Source organism: Chryseobacterium sp. Marseille-Q8038 (genome assembly GCF_965111995.1).
Map to the genome: position 1 here is coordinate 1,887,075 of NZ_CBCOPN010000001.1, position 18,461 is coordinate 1,905,535.

General features: G+C 37.3%; 13 protein-coding genes. 11 read left to right on the forward strand and 2 right to left on the reverse strand.

Annotated elements, in window-relative coordinates:
- Positions 1 to 42 precede the first annotated feature (42 nt).
- On the reverse strand, positions 43 to 1,239 hold the full coding sequence (locus tag ACWPWS_RS08810; protein WP_454046214.1) for an argininosuccinate synthase: 1,197 nt from the start codon (positions 1,237 to 1,239) through the stop codon (positions 43 to 45).
- Positions 1,211 to 1,897, reverse strand: coding sequence for a GNAT family N-acetyltransferase (locus tag ACWPWS_RS08815; RefSeq protein WP_454046215.1), 687 nt, complete (start codon positions 1,895 to 1,897; stop codon positions 1,211 to 1,213). Before ACWPWS_RS08815 ends, ACWPWS_RS08810 begins: the two co-directional genes overlap by 29 nt.
- 160 nt (positions 1,898 to 2,057) lie before the next feature.
- Here ACWPWS_RS08815 and ACWPWS_RS08820 point away from each other — a divergent pair, with 160 nt between their 5' ends.
- The 11 genes from ACWPWS_RS08820 (at position 2,058) to ACWPWS_RS08870 (ending at position 18,459) form a co-directional block, all read left to right on the forward strand.
- Complete coding sequence (locus tag ACWPWS_RS08820; RefSeq protein ID WP_047423319.1) at positions 2,058 to 2,474, forward strand: IS1/IS1595 family N-terminal zinc-binding domain-containing protein; 417 nt, start codon at positions 2,058 to 2,060, stop codon at positions 2,472 to 2,474.
- Between the two features lie 219 nt (positions 2,475 to 2,693).
- Positions 2,694 to 4,073 carry a porin gene (locus tag ACWPWS_RS08825; RefSeq protein WP_454046216.1) on the forward strand — a complete coding sequence of 460 codons (1,380 nt, stop codon included), beginning with the start codon at positions 2,694 to 2,696 and terminating at the stop codon, positions 4,071 to 4,073.
- Positions 4,074 to 4,252: 179 nt separating this feature from the next.
- Positions 4,253 to 5,833, forward strand: coding sequence for an MFS transporter (locus ACWPWS_RS08830; protein WP_454046217.1), 1,581 nt, complete (start codon positions 4,253 to 4,255; stop codon positions 5,831 to 5,833).
- A gap of 43 nt (positions 5,834 to 5,876) precedes the next feature.
- Entirely contained in the window at positions 5,877 to 6,104 is a 228-nt protein-coding gene (locus ACWPWS_RS08835; RefSeq protein ID WP_034696261.1) for a DUF6814 family protein, read from the forward strand.
- A gap of 60 nt (positions 6,105 to 6,164) precedes the next feature.
- Positions 6,165 to 6,359, forward strand: a complete 195-nt coding sequence (locus ACWPWS_RS08840) for a hypothetical protein (RefSeq protein ID WP_454046218.1) — start codon at positions 6,165 to 6,167, stop codon at positions 6,357 to 6,359.
- Positions 6,352 to 9,054, forward strand: a complete 2,703-nt coding sequence (locus tag ACWPWS_RS08845; RefSeq protein WP_454046893.1) for an ATP-binding protein — start codon at positions 6,352 to 6,354, stop codon at positions 9,052 to 9,054. The genes ACWPWS_RS08840 and ACWPWS_RS08845 overlap by 8 nt, the downstream gene beginning before the upstream one ends.
- Before the next feature lie 9 nt (positions 9,055 to 9,063).
- Positions 9,064 to 9,423: a response regulator transcription factor gene (locus tag ACWPWS_RS08850; RefSeq protein WP_209785132.1), complete on the forward strand. Its 360-nt coding sequence runs from the start codon at positions 9,064 to 9,066 to the stop codon at positions 9,421 to 9,423.
- 113 nt (positions 9,424 to 9,536) lie between these two features.
- The gene (locus tag ACWPWS_RS08855; protein WP_454046219.1) at positions 9,537 to 11,423 is read left to right on the forward strand and encodes an AMP-binding protein; all 1,887 of its coding nucleotides are present in this window, start codon (positions 9,537 to 9,539) and stop codon (positions 11,421 to 11,423) included.
- A gap of 385 nt (positions 11,424 to 11,808) precedes the next feature.
- Positions 11,809 to 13,737 carry an acetate--CoA ligase gene (gene acs / locus ACWPWS_RS08860; protein WP_454046894.1) on the forward strand — a complete coding sequence of 643 codons (1,929 nt, stop codon included), beginning with the start codon at positions 11,809 to 11,811 and terminating at the stop codon, positions 13,735 to 13,737.
- 271 nt (positions 13,738 to 14,008) lie between these two features.
- Positions 14,009 to 15,646 carry a T9SS type A sorting domain-containing protein gene (locus ACWPWS_RS08865; RefSeq protein ID WP_454046220.1) on the forward strand — a complete coding sequence of 546 codons (1,638 nt, stop codon included), beginning with the start codon at positions 14,009 to 14,011 and terminating at the stop codon, positions 15,644 to 15,646.
- 5 nt (positions 15,647 to 15,651) lie between these two features.
- Complete coding sequence (locus tag ACWPWS_RS08870) at positions 15,652 to 18,459, forward strand: hypothetical protein (RefSeq protein ID WP_454046221.1); 2,808 nt, start codon at positions 15,652 to 15,654, stop codon at positions 18,457 to 18,459.
- Positions 18,460 to 18,461: the final 2 nt, after the last annotated feature.

Below are 18,461 nucleotides of genomic sequence, written 5' to 3' on the forward strand. Positions count from 1 at the left end.
CTTACAGAATGTTATTCTGCCTTACATTATGTTCTTTCGGAACTAATTGATATTCTGGTTAATCTGGTGGTATATATTTAAAGAATTGCTTACAATCTTTGTATATCCTTTCACATCGTCGCCTGTCCATGCTCTGTTAGCTTCTCCATAACTTCCGAATTTATCAGACATCAGATCGTGATTAGACTCAATTCCATTTAAAATAAATCTATAAGGATGAAGAGTTACAAATACTTTTCCGCTTACTGTTTTCTGAGAATCTACTAAGAAAGACTCAATATTTCTCATCACAGGATCCAGGAAAAGCGCCTCATGAAGCCAGTTTCCATACCAGTCGGATAACTGAGACTTCATCATTTGCTGATATTTTGAAAGTGTATGTTTCTCCAATAAATGATGCGCTTTGATAATCACTGATGCTGCTGCCGCTTCAAATCCCACACGTCCTTTAATCCCAACAATGGTATCACCTACATGAATATCACGACCAATTCCATACGCTGAGGCTAATTCCTCTATTTTTTGAATAGCATATACAGAATGTTCAAAGTTTTCTCCGTTCACTCCGATCACTTCTCCGTTTTTAAACTCGATCTCCAGTTCTGAAGGCTGAGTTTCTTTAATCTGAGAGGGAAAAGCTTCTTCCGGCAGATAATTTCTTGAAGTCAAAGTTTCTTTTCCTCCTACCGAAGTTCCCCAAAGACCTTTATTCACTGAATATTGTGCTTTATGGAATTCCATTTCATATCCGTGCTCTTTTAAAAATTCAATCTCTTCCTCGCGGGACAGCGCCATATCGCGAATGGGAGTAATGATTTCAATATTCGGGCACATCACCTGAAAGATTAAATCAAAACGAACCTGATCATTCCCTGCTCCTGTACTTCCATGAGCAATAGCATCTGCATTTACTTCAATGGCATATTTTGCAATTTCCTGCGCCTGAATCGTACGCTCAGCACTTACTGAAAGAGGATAGGTATTATTTTTCAATACATTCCCAAAAATCAGATATTTCACACATGAATTATAGTAATCTTCCTGAGCGTCTACACACCTGTATTCCTTTACTCCCAGCTTTAAAGCTTTTCTTTCCAGTTCTTTTTCCTCTTCTTTTGAAAAACCTCCGGTATTTACAGTAACGGCATACACGTCATACCCTAGTGTTTCACTAAGATATTTTGCACAGTAGGAAGTATCTAAACCTCCACTAAACGCTAAGATGACTTTCTTTTTCATCTGGACTCTTTTTATTTTTTTTAGTTGTCAAATGGAACTCACCAAGAGATTTTTGTACAGAATACTCAAAATCCATCTGGCTTACTTCATTATATTTATTTTCAGGCTGGTTATTCACCACCTCTTTTTTTTTATCATTTTCAGGAACAAATAACATGGCTGTACACAGGCAGTTTTTGCGTTCCTTCATCATTAAAATTTCATAGTTCACACAGTTTTTGCAGCCACTCCAGAATTCTTCATCCTGAGTCAGTTCAGAGTAGATTACCGGTTTATAACCTAAATCACTATTGATTTTCATTACTGCCAGCCCTGTCGTTAATCCAAATACTTTAGCATCCGGATATTTATCTCTAGATAATTGGAAAACCTTCTGCTTGACCTGAGTAGCTACACCTCCGTTCCTGAATTTCGGCGACACAATCAGTCCCGAATTGGCAACAAACTTCCCATGTGACCAGGTCTCTATATAACAGAAACCTACCCACTCACCGTTTTCAGTGGCTACCACAGCATTGCCTTCTGAAATCTTCTTACTCAAATATTCTATAGAACGTTTTGCGATTCCCGTTCCTCTACGCTGTGCAGAATCATACATTTCCTGCTGTATTTCACTCACATACATTAGATGTTCGCATGAGGAAATTTCTATTTCCATTTATTTATCTAAATTTTTTGGCAAATTTAAAATATAATTTCTTTTAAATCCAAATAAAAAAGATATTTTTTTTGTTTTAAAATTTTAAACAGGTAAAATTATCTTTATTGAAAAATATACATTTGCTAATTTATTATATATTTGCTAAAATAATATAGTTATGGAAAATACCTGTCCTAAATGCAACAGCACTAAAGTGGTAAAAAGCGGCATCATCAATGAGAAGCAACGCTTCCACTGCAAAGACTGTAATTATTATTTTACCGTTAAAAAACTGGGGAAACAAATTGATGATTACTACGTAACCAAAGCCCTGCAGCTCTATTTAGAAGGTTTGAGCTATCGCGAAATTGAAAGAATTATCGGAGTTTCACATGTTACCATCAGCTCATGGATTAAGAAGTATAATATTACAAGACCTCCTCATTCTGAATTCCATCCCGTTTATAAGATCCTAAAACAGAACGAGTTGATCGACTATATCGCTCAGGAAGAAAACATTAAAAACTCAGGAATTATCATTACTCAGTTTGCAGATAAATACATGCTGATCAAGTGGGAACGATTTAAGAAGTAGTCGGGATGCGAGATACGGGTTACGAGATCTAATTACAATTTTCAATATCAAACACTTATAAATCGATTAGATTAAAAACCCCGATCACGAAACCCGAAACGTATAACATTAAACAATTCATAACTATACTATTACCACTAATATATATTAAATTTTCATAAACAAATTATTAATTACAATTTGGCATTCACAAAAAACAACGCCAAAAATTGATAATTTATGAAGAAATTACTTACATTCATTGGATTAGCTTTAATCAGCAGTTCCGTATACTCACAAGGTTCTCCTGATTATGGCAATGGCTTAAAAATTAACCTCAACCAGAACGGTGATAAATTCATCCGATTTATTTTATGGGATCAGTTTTGGGTAAGAAACACTTCCATGAACCCCGGAAGTATGGTAGGAGGTGAACCTACAGACAACTCCTGGAGCTTAGGAAACAGACGTTTGCGTGCTCTGACCTATGCACAAATCTCTAAAAGATATATGATTCTCCTTCACTTCGGAATCAACAACCAGACCTTTATCAATGGCGGAGCTTCAGGAACTTCAGGGACAGGAGGTTATGGAAATGGAAAGAAAACCCAGTTATTTTTTCATGACGCATGGAATGAATATGCAGTTATTTTACCTGGAGAAGCAGGAAAATTCAGTTTATCTTTAGGAGCAGGTCTTCATTACTATATGGGACTTTCCCGTATGACCATGGCTTCTACCCTTAATTTCCTCACATTAGACTCACCCGTTTTTTCATGGCCACTGATTGATAATTCAGACCAGTTCGCAAGACAGCTGGGAATGTTTGCCAAAGGTAAATACGGAAAACTGGAATATCGTTTCAGTTTAAATAAACCTTTCGCTACTGATCTTACGCCTGTGAATGTAACAGATCCTTCAAGGGCTATCGCAGTAGACAACAACGGAAATCCCAGTTTTTCAAAAGCAGGATATGTTGAATATCAATTTCTTGACGAAGAATCCAACGCATTACCCTTCAAAGTAGGCTCTTACCTTGGGACAAAAAAGGTTTTCAATGTGGGCGCAGGTTTTTATCATCAGGCTGACGGAACAAGAACTTCAGTGAATTCAAACATTGAGAAACACGACATTACTCTTTTTGCAGTAGATGCTTTCGCAGATATTCCCTTGGGAGAAGCAAAAAACAAAATGGCTGTTTCCGCATATGCCGGATATTACAACTACAATTTCGGACCTAATTATGTAAGAAATCTGGGAACAATGAATATCGCAGCCTCCGATCCTAATTTTATCGGAAATAAAGCCATCGCAGGACCAGGAAATCTACAGCCCACTATCGGAACAGGTAATATTATCTACGCACAGGCTGGTTTACTTTTACCAAGCCAGGCAGAAAAGCCCAAAATCAGGATACAGCCTTTTGCAGCTTATACCCACAAAAGTTTCGAGGCCTTCGATAAATCTTCGTCTCAGTTTGATGTGGGAGCCAACTGGTTCATAGACGGACATCATGCCAAGATAACAACACAATATTCAACGAGACCGGTTTATACCAGCCCTACGGAAAGCCCTTCTTCAAAAGGGGAATTTATTGTCCAGTTTCAGATCTACTTATAAAATTTGAACCATTAAGAATAGTAAAGAAATTAAGATAAGTTAAGCACCATCAAAGATGATATAAAAAGATTATCGCTTAATAAAAATCTTAAATATTCTTATCAACTTAAAATCTCTTAATGGTTTAAAAGCAATTTCAAATTAACATCCTATTCCAATAACATCAAAAACTAATCAATATGAGCGAAAATCATCACGAAAGCTACGAAAATATGACCGACAGGCAGAAAAACCGCACGATATGGAGCGTGATCACTGCCTCTTCTCTAGGCACATTGATAGAATGGTATGACTTCTACATCTTTGGAAGTTTAGCCGTTGTTTTAGCTACGAAATTTTTCCCTGCTGATAATCCTACCGCAGCATTTTTGTCCACGCTGGCTACTTTTGCAGCCGGATTTGTTGTACGACCTTTCGGAGCATTATTTTTCGGGAGACTGGGAGATATTATCGGGAGAAAATATACCTTCCTTGTCACTTTACTGATCATGGGATTTTCCACGTTCCTGATCGGATGTATTCCAAGTTATGAAACCATTGGATTTATGGCTCCTGTTTTGGTTTTAATTTTAAGATTACTGCAGGGACTTGCTCTGGGAGGAGAATATGGAGGTGCCGCTACTTATGTTGCAGAATACGCCCAACCTCACCGAAGAGGTTACTGGACATCATGGATCCAAACTACTGCAACTGCCGGACTTTTCATTTCATTAATCGTTATTTTAATCACGAAGACAACCCTTTCTGCAGAAGAATTTGACACCTGGGGATGGAGAGTCCCTTTCTGGATCTCGATTTTAATGGTTGCCGTTTCTTATGTCATCAGAAAAAACATGAAGGAATCTCCGCTTTTTGCCAAGGCTAAAAGTGAGGGTAAAACTTCCAAAAATCCTTTAAAAGAAAGTTTTGGAAATAAATACAATTTCAAATTTGTATTGCTGGCTTTATTCGGAGCAGCCATGGGACAAGGTGTTATCTGGTATACAGGACAGTTTTATGCAATGAGTTTCCTTCAAAAAGTAATGAATGTAGAATCCGCACAGGTTGATTCATTAATGGCTACCGCTTTATTTTTAGGAACTCCGTTTTTTGTATTCTTCGGATGGCTGTCTGATAAAATCGGGAGAAAAGCAGTAATGATGACCGGAATGCTGGTTGCTATTTTAGCCTACAGACCAATATACGACAGCATGTTCAAGAGCGTGAATCTGGAAAGTAAAACTGTTGCCGCTAATGGAATTATAGAAAAAAGAACCGCCAAAATTCATAAAGACATCGCAACAGACAGCCTGGTTACTTTTCACAAAGAAACTCTTTATACAGATGGTACCTTGATCAAAAAAGACAGTGTCGTTCACTGGTCACCTTCGGGAGTTGTCATGAAAGATGGAAAAGCGGAAGAACCTAAAGTTTCTCAAAGTTTAAAACTCAGTGATGACACGAAATGGTATCTGATCTTCCTGGTATTTATCCAAGTTCTATTTGTAACAATGGTGTACGGCCCTATTGCAGCTTTCCTTGTTGAAATGTTCCCTGTGAGAATCCGCTACACTTCAATGTCATTGCCTTATCATATTGGAAACGGAGTATTCGGTGGGCTTCTTCCGGCAGTGGCAACTTATCTGGTCACCACAGGAAAAGAAGCAGGACATGCAACATGGTACTTAGAAGGGCTTTGGTATCCGATTGGGGTTGCCACAGTATGTTTGGTTATCGGATTGTTTTATCTTAAAAATAAGAACAATAATCTTCACGATTAGGTACTGAATCACTCAAATTTTTATTAATTTTAAAACTACTAAAATGAACGGACTAAAAAAAATATTAGGCATTCTCTGGATCGCTATTGCGGTGATTGTAGGATATTTCGGAATTACGGTATTGGGAATCCCAAAAATTGCTTCCGGAAAACAGGAAGATCTGGTTTTTGGCATTATCATCCTTTTTGTACTAATGCCGATTATCTCAGGCGGAATGGCCATTTTCGGGTATTATGCCTTAAAAGGAGAATATTCTGACGATAAAATTTAAAAACAAAAAGATAATTGATGGATAACAAGTCCATCAATTATCTTTTATCAAAAATCATGTATGAAAAAGAGACACGAACAAAAACTTATCATCCTGAGTGTAGGACTTATGATTGCTTTCAGCATTCCTATTTCATTGCTTTTTAACAATGACAGGGAAGTTTTAGGCTATCCTATGATTCTGATCTACCTGTTCGTGATCTGGATGATCTCCATTGTGATTTCTTTTGTAATTGTAAAAAGGCATGATGAATAGTTTCGCATTATTTTTTGTAGTTCTGTTTTACCTCGCTCTTCTTTTCTTAGTTGCCCATTTAGCAGAGAAGAGAAGAAGTAAACGCTGGATCAATAATCCTTACATTTACGCCTTGTCTCTTGCTGTATATTGTACCGCCTGGACGTATTATGGGAGTATTGGAGTGGCAGCTACAAGCGGATTAAATTATCTTCCGATTTACATTGGCCCTATTATGATTATTCCGGCATGGATCTATATCAACACCCGGATTGTAAGAATTTCAAGAGTCAACAAAATAAGCAGCCTTGCCGATTTTATTTCATTGAGATATGGGAACAGCAGAAGTCTGAGTGCCATTATTACCGTGGTGTGCCTTCTGGCCATTGTTCCTTATATCGGGCTGCAGATTAAAGCCATTTCGGAAACCTTTCATCTGGTAACGGAAACTCCGATGTCTAAAGATATCCTTACCGATAATGCCACTTTTGTAGTGGTTTTAATTGCCTTGTTTTCCTCTTATTATGGAACACGATATGTAGATGCTTCAGAAAAACGTCTGGGAATCATCTCAGCTATTGCACTGGAGAGCTTTTTAAAACTGTTTTTTATTATCATTCTTGGGTTTTTCGTGATCTATTTTGCTTTTGATGGCTTCTCAGACATTTATGAGAAAGCCAGCAAATTTGAAGATTTTAAAGAAAAAAACACCTTCAACGGAATTGAAGGTGCAATGAACTGGATGGTTCTGTGTATGATTTCAGCAACAGCTATCTGCATTCTTCCCAGACAGTTTCACACAGCCATTGTTGAAAACAGACAGGAAAAACATATCAGAACCGCCATTTGGTTTTTCCCGCTTTATCTTTTAATATTTACTGTATTTATCTTCCCAATCGCGTGGGGAGGAAGGTTGATTTTTGACGGACAAAAAGTAAATCCGGAGTTCTACTCTATTCTGATTCCTCAGCATTTTGATAATACCTTAATCACGGTACTGGTTTTTCTTGGCGGATTAAGTTCATGCATTTCAATGATTATCATCTCTGCTATTACTTTGTCGATCATGCTTTCCAACAACCTCATCATTCCCTATGGATTATTAGGAAAATTAAAATCTGAAAGTGAAGAGCAAAACACAAGAAGCATTACCAATATCAGAAAATTCAGCATTTTCGCCCTGATTATCATGGCTTTTGCCTTTTACAAGTATTTCATTCTGAAGACTTCACTGGATTCCGTAGGGCTAATATCATTTGTTGTTATTGCCCAACTTGCACCGGCCTTTTTCGGAGCCTTATTCTGGAGAAGAGGAAGTTATAAAGGTGCTGTAACAGGGCTTATAGCCGGATTAGTGATTTGTTATTTCGGATTGATTATTCCACAGTATTATTTTTCCTATAACCAGGAGTTTAAAGGCGTAATCAGGGATATGTATGATGCCTTCGGCTTTTTCACCATTCCTTATCTGGGAAGAATTCCTCAGATTTTTTTCTGGTCGATGCTGGTGAATACAAGCCTCTTTACGATTGTTTCCGTAAGTTCAAAAGGAAATTACCGTGAAAGAAACTTTGCTGAACTCTATGTTGACATTGACAAATACATTCAAAATCATGAAAATGCTTTCATCTGGCGGGGAACGGCCTATGTTTCAGATATTCAGAATATCCTGGAACGTTTTTTAGGTAAAAGCAAAACAGAACAGGCATTAAGAATTTTTAATTTAAAATATAATATAGATTCCAACACTGAAACTGCCGATTCAAGGTTTATTAAATTTTCAGAAAACCTTTTGGCTGGAAGAATCGGTACCGCTTCGGCCAAAATATTAATAGAAGGAGTGACGAAGGAAGATAAAATATCGTTAAAAGAAGTTTTAAATATCCTCGAAGAATCTCAGGAAAATATCAGTTTAAATAAAAAACTTACCGAACAGTCTGAAGAACTGCAGAAACTTTCCGATGACCTCAGAACAGCTAACGAAAGCCTGATTATCAAAGACCGTCAAAAAGACGACTTTCTGGATTCTGTTGCCCATGAATTAAGAACTCCGATTACGGCAATCCGTTCTGCAGGGGAAATCCTGGCTGATGATGACGATATTCCCTTTGACATTAAGCAGGAATTTTTAAACAATATCATTACAGAATCCGATAGATTAAGTGAAATCATCAACGATATTCTGTATCTGGACAAATTACAGCATGGCGAAATCTCTTTACATATTCAGGAAAATAACATTATTGAAACCTATAAAAAAGCATTAAATCCGCTCCTTCATCTGATACAGCAGAAAAACATTCATTTAAGTGAGGTTAATCTTCTGAATCAATTTATATTTGAATATGATGAAGCAAGAATGATTCAGCTGTTTCAGAACATTTGGGGCAATGCTTTAAAATTCACTGAAGAACAGGGAACAATTCAAACCAAATTATTTGAAAAAGATCAAAAGCTGATCATTACCATTTTCAATACCGGGAAACATATCCCGGAAGAGGATCTGGAAATGATTTTTGACAAGTTTTATCAGTCGAAAAACCAAAATATTTTAAAACCTACGGGAAGCGGACTGGGACTGGCCATTTCCAAAAAAATTGTACAGGCACACGGAGGAAGTATAAAAGCCGAAAACAGCGGATTAGGAGTAACTTTCACCATAAGCATTCCCGGAAAAATAAAAAAAGAGAATACCCATGAAGTTGAACATCATTAAACCACTTTTATGAAAAAGATAATCATTGCAGATGACGAACACAAAATATTAATGTCGCTCGAATACAGTTTTAAGAAAAACGGATATGATGTCTATATTGCCCGTGACGGAATGGAAGTCCTGGACTTTTTGAAAACAATGGTTCCGGACGTGATCCTTCTCGATATTATGATGCCTAATCTTGATGGTTACAGCACCCTGGATCTCATTAAGCAGGATGAGAAACTGAAAGACACCAAAGTCATCTTTCTGAGTGCTAAAAATAATCCCAGAGATATTGAAAAAGGATTAGAAATGGGAGCAGATGCTTATGTCACAAAGCCCTACTCGATTAAGAAACTGATGCAGCAGATTGAGGAAATGTTTTAAAAAAGAATCTAGAGCCAAGAATCAAGATATAAGACTTCAGACAACGACTTAGTAAAAAATCTTATGGCTTCGCCTTCGGCTCGCAAGCAAAAAACAAACACACGATTATTGATATGGATACTGATATATTATTTAAACAAAGCATAGAGAACAAAGAAGACTTCTGGAGAGAACAGGCCGGACAAATACAATGGTTTGATTTTCCCCACCAGATTCTTTCCAAAGACGAAAATGATTACCCACAATGGTTTTCCGACGGGAAGCTCAACATGTGCTATTTATGTATTGATAAACATATTGAAGACGGTTTTGGAGATCAGACTGCGATCGTTTATGATTCTCCTGTAACCCATCAGAAGAAAACTTATACATTCAGTCAGGCGAAAGAGGAAATTGCAAAATTAGCGGGAGGATTGGTTTCTTTGGGATTAAAAAAAGGAGATACCGCTGTCATTTATATGCCTATGATTCCGCAAACACTTTTTGCAATGCTGGCATGTGCAAGAATCGGGGTTATTCACAATGTCGTTTTCGGAGGTTTCGCTCCTCATGAGCTTGTTGTGAGAATTGATGACTGCAAACCTAAAGTTTTAATCACCGCTACTGCCGGAGTAGAAATTGCCAAAAGAATCCCCTACCTTCCGTTAGTGGAAAAGGCCATTGAACTGGCACAGGATAAAGTAGACAATATCGTTGTATACAATAGAAAACTGGTAGATAATCAGGACGAAATGTTTGATGGATTGATTGATTATGAAGAATTAGTAGAAAAATCAGCTCCGGCAGACTGCATTTCTGTAGAATCCACTCATCCGCTTTACCTCCTCTACACCTCAGGAACTACCGGAAAACCCAAAGGCATCGTTCGCGATACCGGAGGATATGCTACTGCATTACAATTCTCAATGACCTATGTTTATGGAGTAGAACCCGGTGAAACCTATTGGGCAGCTTCAGACTTCGGATGGGCTGTAGGACATAGTTTTTCAGTATACGGACCGTTAATCAACAGAAACACAACTATTATTTTTGAAGGAAAACCCATTATGACTCCCGATGCCGGTACTTTCTGGAGAATTATTTCAGAATATAAAGTTTCGGTAATGTTTACCGCACCTACTGCTATCAGAGCCATCAAGAAAGAAGACCCCAACGGAGAACTGGTCAAAAAATATGATCTGTCCCATTTCAAAAAACAGTTTCTGGCTGGTGAAAGATGTGATGTAGCCACTCTGGACTGGTTTGCAGAGCATATTGGTGTTCCGGCAATAGATCATTGGTGGCAGACAGAATCTGGCTGGCCTATGCTTGGATTACTCACTCACGACGAAAACTATCAGATCAAAAGAGCGTCTGCCGGAAAACCAGTTCCGGGATATGACATTAAAATTTTTGATGAAAACGGATTGGAGCTTGATCCTCACCACGAAGGTTATCTGGTAATCAAACTTCCTCTCCCGCCCGGTGCCATGCTAGGAATCTGGAAAGATTATGCACGTTTTGACAGCAGCTACCTGTCTCAGTATAAAGGTTACTATTTTTCAGGAGACGGCGCTATTCAGGATGAAGACGGCTATATTTTCATTACGGGAAGAGTGGATGACGTGATCAACGTGGCAGGCCACAGACTTTCTACTTCTGAAATGGAGGAAATTGTCTCTTCACATCCCGATGTTGCCGAATGCGCTGTGGTAGGTATTGATGATGATTTAAAAGGACAGGTTCCTTTTGCCACGGTGGTTTTGAAGAATGGTTCAGCGATTTCTGAAACAGGCATTGAAAAAGATATCATTCAGATGGTTCGCGACAAAATCGGAGCCGTAGCTTTTCTAAAAAACGTAATGGTTGTCAAACGCTTACCCAAAACAAGATCCGGGAAAATTTTGAGAAAATTAATAAGAACGTTACTTGACGGTAAAGATTTCCAGATTCCATCTACGATTGATGACGAGAAAATCATTGATGAAATCAAGGAAAAAATCAAGGAATATAGGGGTTAAACGGGAAATTAAACTTAAATTTAAATACATGTTTAATTCAATATAAAAATTAAAATATTAAGAGAAGTAAAGATGTTAAGAAAGATTAAGTTCATCAAAGATGAATAAAATAAATAGCTTACTCTATGATCTTAACGATATTAAATCATGGAGTTGTTTAAACTTATCAAAAATATTGGATATTTCTGAAACCATTAAGAAATATTTAAGTAGTAAAGCATAGTTAAGTTAAGATAAATCATTCTGATTTTTAAGCTTAAAGCGAAGCTCATCTTAATACTCTAAACACCTTACTGCAATCTTAATGGTTCAAAAAAATTTAAACAAGTCCATTTAAAATTTAATGGCTTAAAAATCAGAACATAAAAATATTTATCAAAATAAAATCAATAAAAACGAAAGGGATATGAGAAATTACTTAATAGAAGATTTACCACAATATTTTGAAGACTATAAAAAGTCTATCAAAAACCCTAAAAAATTCTGGGATAAGGTAGCGGATCAAAACTTCGTGTGGTATCAAAGATGGAGCAAGGTTGTTAAGTACGATATGAATGAAGCTAAGATCACCTGGTTCAAAAATGCAAAACTCAATATTACCAAAAACTGTATCGACAGACATCTTACCATAAGAGGAGAAAAAACAGCAATTATTTGGGAACCCAACGATCCTAAGGAAGAAGCTCAACACATTTCTTACCATGAATTATACACACGCGTTAATAAAACAGCCAATGTTTTACGTGATATGGGTATTGAAAAAGGAGACAGAGTCTGCATTTATCTTCCCATGATTCCTGAGCTGGCCGTTACGATGCTTGCCTGTGCAAAACTGGGAGCTGTTCATTCCGTGATCTTTGCCGGATTTTCGGCTTCAGCAGTGGCTTCAAGGGTAAATGACTGCGAGGCAAAAATGGTCATCACCTCAGATGGCAGCTACAGAGGAAATAAGGTTCTTGACCTGAAAAGCATTGTAGATGATGCATTGGAAAAAACGCCGACTGTTGAAAATGTGCTTGTCGTAAAAAGAACCCACAACGAAATTACCATGAAGGAAGGCAGAGATTACTGGATGTCTGACCTGTATGAAAAGGCTTCTCCTGATTTTGTCACCGTCATTATGGATTCTGAAGATCCACTTTTCATTTTATACACTTCCGGATCTACCGGAAAACCTAAAGGAATGCTTCATACCTGCGCCGGTTATATGGTTTACACAGCCTATACCTTTAAAAATGTCTTTAATTATAAAGAAAATGATATTTATTGGTGTACTGCAGATATCGGCTGGATCACAGGACACTCTTATATCCTTTACGGGCCATTATTGAACGGGGCTACCACTGTAATTTTTGAAGGAGTTCCTACTTATCCTGAACCGGATCGCTTCTGGGAAGTGATTGAAAAACATAAAATCACTCAGTTTTACACGGCTCCTACTGCCATCCGTTCTTTAGCCAAAGAGAGTGCCGAATGGGTAGACAAACATGATCTTAGTTCCCTTAAAGTGATTGGTTCTGTAGGTGAACCTATCAACGATGAAGCATGGCACTGGTTCAACGATCATGTCGGAAAGAAAAAATGTCCTATCGTAGATACATGGTGGCAAACAGAAACAGGAGGAATCATGATTTCACCACTTCCTTTTGTGACCCCTACAAAACCTACTTATGCTACGCTTCCATTGCCAGGTGTACAGCCCGTTTTAATGGATGATAAACGAAATGAAATTACAGGAAACCAGGTGACCGGAAATCTTTGTATCCGCTTTCCATGGCCTGGAATTGCAAGAACCATCTGGGGTGATCATCAAAGATATAAAGAAACTTATTTCACAGCGTTCCCCGGAAAATATTTTACCGGAGATGGAGCTTTAAGGGATGAAGTAGGCTATTATAGAATCACAGGTCGTGTAGATGATGTAATTATTGTTTCAGGACATAATCTTGGAACCGCACCTATTGAAGACAGCATCAACCAGCATCCGGCTGTAGCAGAATCTGCTATCGTGGGTTATCCTCATGATATCAAAGGAAATGCACTCTATGGTTATGTTATGCTTAAAGAAACCGGAGAAGGACGTGATAAAGAAAATCTGAAAAAAGAGATCAACCAGCTTATTTCAGATCAGATAGGACCGATTGCCAAGCTGGATAAAATTCAGTTTGTCTCAGGGCTTCCAAAAACACGTTCAGGAAAGATTATGCGTAGAATCTTAAGAAAAATTGCAGAAGGTGACTTCAGTAATTTCGGAGATATCAGTACGCTTTTAAATCCTGAAATTGTAGAGGAGATCAAAAACGAAAGAATTTAAATCTAATCCATTTTTTAACCAATAGAAGCCCTGGAAATTATTTTCGGGGCTTTTTTATTGCTCTCTTCATAATTAAAAAAAATGCGACAAGTTTTGTCGCCCCACGTAGATAATTTTGCATCAAAATAAGATGAAATGTAATATAAATAACGGGAATTAAATTATTAATAGTAGGATTTACCTCACATTGCATTAAAGTGATTTTCGCATCTTAAAAAATATTAAATTCGCGACGTTTTAAGAAACTAATTACTAACTCAAAAAACATAGAATGAAAAAATTCTACATCAGTGCATTCACCCTATGCACAATCCTGGGCATATCCGCTCAGGAAGTGGTGTGGCAGAAAGACATCAAATCCTCTACCCAGGATTTCTTAAGCCAGGTTACCACCACCATCGATCAGCAATATCTGATCACCGGAAGTTCTATTCAAAGCGATAAACAGCAGGCTTTAGGCAGTAAGCAAAACAACGGTTACGATTTCCATCTGGTAAAACTCAACCAGCAGGGACAGGAAGTCTGGGAGAAATATTTCTCAGGATCCAACCATGATTATTTATCCGCAACCGTTACCACTCAGGATGGCGGATTTTTACTGGCCGGAACATCCTATTCAGGAAAAGGACTCGATAAAAAAGAAGATTCCAAAGGAGGCTCCGATATCTGGTTAATCAGAATCAATGAATTTGGCGATGAATTATGGCAGAAAACCTTGGGAAGCAATTCCGATGAAGAAGCCAGAGCTGTTATTCAAACTGTGGACTTAGGATTCTTTGTCGCCGGAAATGTACAGAGTTCATCAAAAGGCTATGGTTCCAAAGATGTATGGATCACAAAATTGGATAAAAACGGAAAAGAACTTTCTCAATTAATCTTAGGCGGAAAAGGCTTAGATGAAGTTGAAAAGATGATTCCCACGAAAGATGGCGGCGCATTGCTTGGAATTTATTCCAGAAGCACATCTGTTAAAACAAATAATCAGCCATCAACGACTAACACTAATATTCCGTCTGATAGAACTGCAACCCATAACCTACTATCTGCAACCTCTAAGCAAAGCGATAATTTCGGTGAAGGCGATTACTGGATTGTCAAGCTAGACAAAAACGGAAAAGTAGAATGGGAAAAGAACTTTGGTGGCAAAGATGATGACCACATCAGAACCCTGGCCTTAACTTCAACGGGCTTTATCATTGGTGGAGAATCCAGATCAGAAAGATCAGGCAATAAAACGGTAGGCCTTGAAGAAGGAACAGACCTTTGGCTGATTTCTTTAAATGAAAGAGGTGATGAACAGTGGCAGAAATCCTACAATTTCAAGAACCGAGATATCTTAATGGGAATGAGTGTGATTCAGAGTCAAGATGCAAGAACCAAGAACCAAGACGTCACAAAAGGAATCCTGTTGGGAGGTTATACCCAGGCTGAAGGAAGAATACAGGCTGATGATGAAACATTCTGGATGCTCTATCTGGATCAGAACGGAAATGAGCAGTGGAGAAAACACGTGAAAGGAGAATCCAGACAAAAAGAAGAAAGGCTTTCCGACTTAAAACTCAACAGAGATGGTTCTATTATTTTGGCCGGAACCAGTGCAGAAGAACTGGGTAAAGAAAATTGGAAGATTGTAAAACTGGGTGATAAACAAGTCGATCAGCTGATTGAAAAATATGATATCAAAATCTATCCAAACCCTGTTTCAGACTATGCTTATGTAGAAATCGGTTTTGATTTTAAAGAGGCTGATATTTTATTGTATGACATGAGTGGAAGACAGCTTCAGAGTATAAAAACCAAGAACAGGGTAACGAAAATCAATACCCAGGCTTTGGTTCAGGGAGCTTATCTGATTAGTATAAAAACTGATACCAACAAAACGGCGAATGCCAAATTAATTAAGAAATAAAAACCATGAGTAAGAAACTTGTTGTAATTATGATTTTCCTGATTTTTAACTTAGGAAAATCACAAATTGAAAGGAACTATGGGGACACGGCTCAACCTGTTCCATCAGCCTCATCCTTTTCATCCTATGTAAATACTCCGGTCTCTTTATCTACCGGAGTTCCCAATATTGGCATTCCTTTATTATCATTACCAACAGGAAATAAAGATTTTGAGATTGCTACATCACTAAGCTACCATCCCTATAATACAGGTGAAGGTAAGCCTTCCAGTGAAGTAGGACTTGGCTGGTCTTTATTTAAAGGTGGAGCTGTTATTTCAAGAATAATTAACGGAGCTGTAGATGAGTACAATTATGACGCTACAAAATCAAGTTATAAAAAGAATTTATTTGATGATATCTACTATTATGATTTACCTGGTAATTCAGGAAAGTTCAAATTTGTAAGAGATACCATTAACAATACTTTTACCTTGAATAATATTTCGGGAAGCAATGTTAAAATAGAATATACCAGAGATTCCAATACAGCAACACTTATTCTTAATTCCTTCAAAATAACCGACAGCAAAGGATTTAAATATATATTTGAGGATTACAGTGTTGCGAGATGTGATACAAGTTCTAAAGGTTTTAATTATAAATCTGCATTCTATTTAACAAAGGTTATTGATGAAAATAATATTACGATAGCCACATTCAATTATCAGAAATATAGTAAAAATGTAAGCAGTACGAGTACTATTCTTTTATATCAGAATTGTAAAACAGAAAGTATCTCTACTTCTTACGGCAAAATTACTTTTGAAAATTTTTATACCGGTATTAGTGATGATGACCCTTACATTATAAGAAGTCTTAGTTTATGGGATAAATCCTCTCATCTTATTACCCAATACAGATTTATTTATGATAGCTTTTACAGTTCCGTTTACCCTGTTAATGTCAATAAAGGAAAAAGAATCTTATCAAATGTTCAGAAACTTGACAGAAGTCAAACGGTAACAGAAGCCAGAACATTCACTTATGATGATACAGGATCAGAAACCCGTTACGGAGCATCTCCAAATCCTAATGAATATGGAAATTTTCTGTGCCCTGATAATACAAAGAACAATCCCAAAACCTACACGCTAGGGTTACTCAAAAAAATGACTTTGCCGGAAGGTGGATATGTAGTATATAATTTTGAAGCTAATGAAGTGTATGAGAATAAAAGTACGGTACAACTTAGCACCAATCAGATTACGGATCCAGCTTTACAATATTTAAACCTGGATAATACAGTCAGTTATGACACCAACAACAGCAGAAGCTATACGCTTCAGGTTTCTGCGGCACAAAGATTTTTTATCAAATTTTCAATTGTTGAGGGCTATGAAATCATCAATATTCATGGCAATATTATTATTCCTCCCACCTATAAATTGTTAAGATCATCAGGAACTGAAGTCACAGGAGTCGCTAACGGCTGTTCAGAAAATGTGAAATACTATGACTTAACGCCAGGAACATATACCTTTAAAATCAGCGGAAACGGGAATGGAAACATTCAAAATTATATCATCAAAAACCTTGCTGCTCCCTATAAGAACACTTCTCAATCAAAAACAGGAGCCCGCATTGCAAATATAAAATATTATGATGCTGATAATACCGTAAAAAAAGCAATGTCCTATCAATATAATTCATTGGATAATAGCGGTTCAAGCGGCAGCATATTTACCGGAGAAGTCTGTAATGAGGAATTAGGAAATCTAAACGAAACAGTATTATATAAAAACGTAAAGGAAATTTACGAAGGAACTGCCGGAAACCTTGGATATACCCAATATTACTTTAAAACTCCCGATGACTATACAAGTAATATAAATTTGTATAAGCCTTATTATAACATTACCTCTACCGGCCTTTTGACAAAAAAAGAAATGTATAATCAGCAGAATCAGATGCTTTCCAGTGAAAGTACAGATTATGTGCTTGATGAGATCAGTGGCGTACAGGAATATATTATCTGTGGGTATTACAAATCTAAAAGTGCATGGTTAAAATCAACTACCACGACATCCAAAACATTTTATGCCAATGGAAGTAGCCTGGAAGATCGTACCGAAACAGTTTTTAATGCTTCCAACTTCCAGCCTGCTTATACAAAAAACACAGCTCCGGATGGAAAAATTACAGAAAAAAGTATAAAATATCCATCAGATCTGTCAAATACCCGCTTAATCAATGCCAATATGCTTTCCGTTCCTCTTCTGTTAGAAACCAAAATAAACGGAAATGTTACCAGCAAAGGAGAAACCAGATATGATTCTGCTGATCACCTGAACCCTTCCTCTGTGGTTACTTATGATTTGAAGAACCTTACTCCTGTCACCATGATGACATTTAACACCTATGACAGCAAAGGAAATCTGGTTGAATTAACAGGAAAAAATGGTATTCCTACTACTACCATATGGGGATATTACCAGACTCAGCCTATTGCACAGATTACAGGAGTCACTTATAATCAGATAGCCACCCTGCCATCCGTTATTGCTGCTATAAATGCATCCAATGCAGATGCAGATAATCCCGCCAATGAGACATCCCTGTTACAAGCTTTGGAAAACCTGCGTAAAGATCCCGCATTACAATCTAAACCAGTTGCAGTTTATACCTATGATCCATTCATTGGGATTACACAATCGGTTTCTGCCAATGGAATCAAGCTAACCTATGTATATGACGCATCGAACAGATTAATAAAAACAACAGATTCAGAGGGAAAAACAATTAAAGAATATCAATATAACTATAAACACTAATA